This is a genomic window from Wolbachia endosymbiont of Drosophila barbarae (genome assembly GCF_044752445.1).
In the GTDB taxonomy this organism is placed as follows: Bacteria; Pseudomonadota; Alphaproteobacteria; order Rickettsiales; family Anaplasmataceae; genus Wolbachia; species Wolbachia pipientis.
In genome coordinates, this window is sequence record NZ_JBIXJM010000131.1 from 1 (window position 1) to 4707 (window position 4707).

The 4707-nt window shown below is 37.7% G+C and carries 3 protein-coding genes and 1 pseudogene; 1 reads left to right on the plus strand and 3 read right to left on the minus strand.

Annotation, left to right across the window (positions count from 1 at the left end):
* Positions 1 to 62: 62 nt before the first annotated feature.
* The 3 genes and pseudogenes from ACIPNH_RS06735 to carB all read right to left on the minus strand — a co-directional run.
* Positions 63 to 516, minus strand: a pseudogene (locus ACIPNH_RS06735) (IS110 family transposase); the annotation flags it as partial.
* Positions 513 to 728, minus strand: coding sequence for a hypothetical protein (locus ACIPNH_RS02000; RefSeq protein WP_080717592.1), 216 nt, complete (start codon positions 726 to 728; stop codon positions 513 to 515). The pseudogene ACIPNH_RS06735 and the gene ACIPNH_RS02000, both read right to left, overlap by 4 nt.
* A 164-nt stretch (positions 729 to 892) precedes the next feature.
* Positions 893 to 4348 (minus strand): carbamoyl-phosphate synthase large subunit, encoded by a 3456-nt coding sequence (gene carB / locus ACIPNH_RS02005; RefSeq protein WP_400771406.1) that lies wholly within the window; start codon positions 4346 to 4348, stop codon positions 893 to 895.
* Between the two features lie 242 nt (positions 4349 to 4590).
* On the opposite strand from carB, the gene ACIPNH_RS02010 reads away from it, so the two are divergent.
* Positions 4591 to 4707: IS630 transposase-related protein (locus ACIPNH_RS02010; RefSeq protein WP_400771409.1), on the plus strand; the 117-nt coding region annotated here is incomplete at its 3' end.

Consider the following 4707-nt stretch of genomic DNA (forward strand, 5'->3'; position numbering starts at 1 on the left):
TCAACCTCCTTATCATCTTCTATCCTTATCTTATCACATCCGGACTTCTATGAAAAGAGCTATATCTGTTGGATTTGGGTTTTTTGTATTTTTGCTATTTCTACAAGTTGGTTTCTACGAGATAATTTTTGTTTCAAGCAATCAATATTACCATTACTAACTGTTAAAGGAGTAACACGCATATCTGTATTATTAATATAACGTGAGATGATACTGCAGTCTATTTTATCAGTTTTTGTAGTAATACCAAGGCTTTTAGCATAGTCTCTCCCACCTTGGTTGAATGACGTACACCTCAAAACCATTGCTTAGTAAAGTATAGGCACATAATTTTTCGTATCCACCAGTTGCCTCAAGACCAATTTTGGTTACATTATGCAAACGTAAAAAGTCCAGCATTTCATCAATGGATTGTACATTGTTTTCAAATATTTTATAATGCTCAAGTGGGTGAATGTGGAGATCTAATTTACTTTTGCTAACATCAATGTCAGCAATAATGTTTGATGAATTCATAATTCCTCCGTAATAATAACATATACTGCATTTTCCAGCCTTATATACGAGCCTAAAAGCTCAATCAGTTGTTCGGAACTTTCAGTATAATAAACCAGAGAAGAGAACCTTGCTGAACAACGATTCTTATAATCAAGGGGCGTGACGATTCCTCTTCTCTGTGTGTCTTTAATCTCACTACTTTGATATTTATAAAGACTTGTTCTTAACATATAAGGGAAGTGTCCTCTAGGTGAGATTGTGGAGCATTCGTTGCAGCATTTGGCTGTTCAATTACGCTAGTTGATTCTTTAGGTATACTATTTCCTTCAAAATTTCCATCTTTTTATTATGTTCTCTTTAGCATTTTGAGAGTGAATTATTCTAGTTTTGATATTTAAACGTTTTGTATCTGCTGTAATGATTTCACTTCCAGTTTGCTATTCTTTACATATTGAATTGCAAGCACTAACGCTTTACTTCCGGAAGCTGTGGTGCTGTAAGCTATATTTTGCAAAATAGCAGTTCTCCTGATATCTTTGCTGTCTGAGACTGACTTTACACCTTTTGAAGTATTAATCACTAGATTTATTTTTCCATCTTTGAGCATATCAACTATGTGGGGTCTGCCTTCTCTTACTTTATTTACAGCTTGTGCAGCAATGCCGTTATTGTTCAGATACGAAGCTGTGCCTTTGGTGGCATATATTTCAAAACTCAGTTCTTTCAACATTCGTGCAACTGGTAATATATACTTTTTATCATCATCTTTTACTGAAACCAGAGCTGTTCCTTCTGTTGGTAACTTGTATCCTGCAGCCATGTGCGTTTTTGCAAGTGCAGCTTCAAATGATGAGTCAATTCCCATCACTTCTCCTGTTGATTTCATTTCAGGACCAAGTAAAGTATCAACTCCTGCAAAGCGGGTAAATGGAAAAACAGCAGCTTTAACTGCAAAATGATTGAAAGGCTTGTTTTCCTGATTCAATTTTTTACCCAAAATAACTTGAGTGGCAAGCTTTGCAATAGGAATATTGATTACCTTGGAAATAAAAGGAACGGTTCTACTAGCTCGTAAATTTACTTCAAGTATGTATACATCACTAGACCTCTTGCATAACTCGATTTCTGAAGGCAATTTTGTCGTCAAAGCTTGTCTGCGCTCCTCAAATACATTCGAGTATTCTGTGGTGCTCATCTGCACTTTTCCTAAAAATTTCTCATCACAAACAGGTTCTGCAAGAGGTCTATTCTCTTGAACAGCAAACTGAATGTTTATCAGACCTTTCACTTCTAGTGCAAGAGCTATTCTTTCAGTTTGGAGCTCGATCTCTTTTATTACTTCGTCACTCAATGTATTTGTCGGTATTGAGCATGTTGAATCACCAGAGTGGATACCAGCTTCTTCAATATGCTCCATGACCCCTGCAATGAAAACTTTTTCCCCATCACATACAGCATCAACGTCAACCTCAACTGCATTGACTAAAAATTTATCAAGAAGCAGCGAACCATGCTCAAAGATTTTAGTTTGATCTAAGACGTACTCTTTAAAGCTCTGAGTATCGTGTCTAATCGACATAGACTGACCGCCGAGGACATATGATGGCCTAACTACTAGTGGAAACCCCACCTTTTCTGCGTTGGTTAACGCTTCTTCTACTGAATGGCAGATAGAATTTTCAGGTTGTTTTAAATTAAGTTGCAAAGCAAGGTTTTTAAACCTCATGCGATCTTCTGCAAGGTCAATAGAATCAAACGAAGTTCCCAAAATTTTGAAACCTCTCTCGTTAAGCACTTTGGCTAACTTTAAAGGTGTTTGACCACCTATTTGAACTATTACACCAACCAGTGTGCCATTTTCTTGCTCTTTACTTAGTATTTCAAGCACATCCTCTGCAATGAGTGGTGCAAAATATAAACGATCAGCGGTATCGTAGTCAGTTGAGACAGTTTCGGGATTACAGTTGATCATTATTGTTTCATACCCCATTTCTTTGGCGGCAGAAGCTGCATGTACGCATGCATAATCAAACTCAATACCTTGACCAATGCGATTTGGACCACTTCCTAAAATGACAACCTTTTCTCGGTCAGAAATATTCGCCTCACATTCCGTTTTATTTTCAACATCACCCTCATAGCAGCCATACATATAAGCAGTGCTCGATTCAAATTCAGCTGCACAGGTGTCTACGCGTTTATAAACTTGTTTAATGCCAAATTTTTTTCTTATTTCTTCGATTTGTTTTACTCGATCTCCAGCGTATAACGCTGGCTGGATCCCAGTGTCACGCACTGGGATGACATTAGAGGGTACTGGAATGACAGAGGTAGGTCTATTACTTAACTTTGCCAATCTTGCATCTGAAAATCCCATTTTTTTCATCTCTAACATTTCATATGCAGTCTCAGGAAGGCCGTTTTCCTTGATTTCTTGTTCAGCCAAGATGATTTGCTGTATATTTTGCAGAAACCATAAGTCATATCCTGTAATCGAATTTATTTCTTCTATGCTAATTCCGTGGCGCATTGCGTCAGCAGCAATCAGTAATCTGTTTGGTAGCAATTTTGCTAATTGAGATTTTACGTGATCAATATCAATGTTCTCAGGAAATACTTCATCAAGTCCTGTAAGATCAGTTTCAAGTGAACGAAAAGCTTTCTGCAGTGACTCATTAAAAGTGCGGCCTATAGACATCACTTCTCCCACTGATTTCATGGAAGTTGATAATTCACAATTCGTCCCCTTAAATTTCTCAAACTCAAATCGAGGGATTTTAGTGACGATATAATCAATCACTGGTTCGAATGCTGCTGGTATTATTGGAGCGCAGTCGTTACGTATTTCATCGAGCGAATAGCCAATAGCAAGTTTAGTTACAACTTTTGCAATAGGATAGCCTGTTGCTTTCGAAGCAAGTGCAGAAGAGCGAGAAACTCTTGGATTCATTTCAATTACAACGAGGCTTCCATCTTCTTTAGGATTCACTGCAAACTGAACATTTGCACCACCGGCACTAACATCAATTTCTCTCAGCACTGCTATAGATGCATTTCTCATCTGTTGGTATTCTACGTCACGCAGAGTCAAAGCAGGAGCAACAGTTATGCTATCCCCAGTGTGCACTCCCATCGGATCAACATTTTCTATCGAACAGACTATTATGCAGTTATCTTTACAATCGCGGATAACTTCCATTTCATATTCTTTCCAGCCGATAATTGATTCATCTATCTGAACTTCATTTATTGGCGAAATTTTAAGAGCACTTTCTGCAATGTTAAAAAACTCCTCTTTATTATATGCTATGCCACTACCTGCGCCACCAAGAGTGAATGATGAACGAATGATTGCTGGTAATCCAACGTAATCCAAAGCCTTTTTTATTTGTTCTTGATTTTTTATAATGATACTTTTGGGGTATTTCAGTCCTATTCTATCCATGGACTGGCGGAATAACTCTCTATCCTCTGCTTTTTTTATTGCTTCTCTATTTACCCCTATTAATTCTACGTTGTATTTGTCTAACACTCCATCATCTGCAAGTTTTATTGCACAATTGAGCGCTGTTTGCCCGCCCATTGTTGGCAATATTGCGTCTGGCCTCTCCTTAATTATAATTTTCTCTATGATTTCAGGCAGTACCGGCTCAATATACGTCGCATCAGAAAACTCAGGATCTGTCATTATAGTTGCGGGGTTGGAGTTAACCAAAATGACTTTATAACCTTCGCTTTTTAATACTTTACAGCTTTGCGTTCCGGAATAATCAAACTCGCATGCCTGACCTATAACTATTGGGCCTGCTCCTATTACTAATATAGATTCTATATCTGTGCGTTTCGGCATAATTACAATAACGGTCTCTATTCAAGTAATGTTACCAATCTTTCCTGTATATGTGAATTTTTATTAAACCTATTAGCTAATTACTTTTAGGCTTGACGCATAACTGTACGAACATTGCAATTTGCGTGGCAGATTCCAGTGCTTGACACACAGCTGTACAAACATTCATTTTTGAAGTTATAGCTCTTTTCATAGAAGTCCGGATGTGATAAGATAAGGATAGAAGATGATAAGGAGGTTGAGTGCCAGCAGCATATAGTTATGACTTAAGGAAAAAAGCAATGGAAGCGCTAGACGAAGGAGAAAGCAGAGAAACAGTGGCAGCAAGATTTAAAATTGGACGAACTACTTTATGGGAG

What these genes read in the sequence shown, in the direction of transcription:
- ACIPNH_RS02000 (WP_080717592.1), bottom strand. Translation starts at nt 728, where the DNA reads ATGTTAAGAACAAGTCTTTATAAATATCAAAGTAGTGAGATTAAAGAC.
- carB (WP_400771406.1), bottom strand. Translation starts at nt 4,348, where the DNA reads ATGCCGAAACGCACAGATATAGAATCTATATTAGTAATAGGAGCAGGC.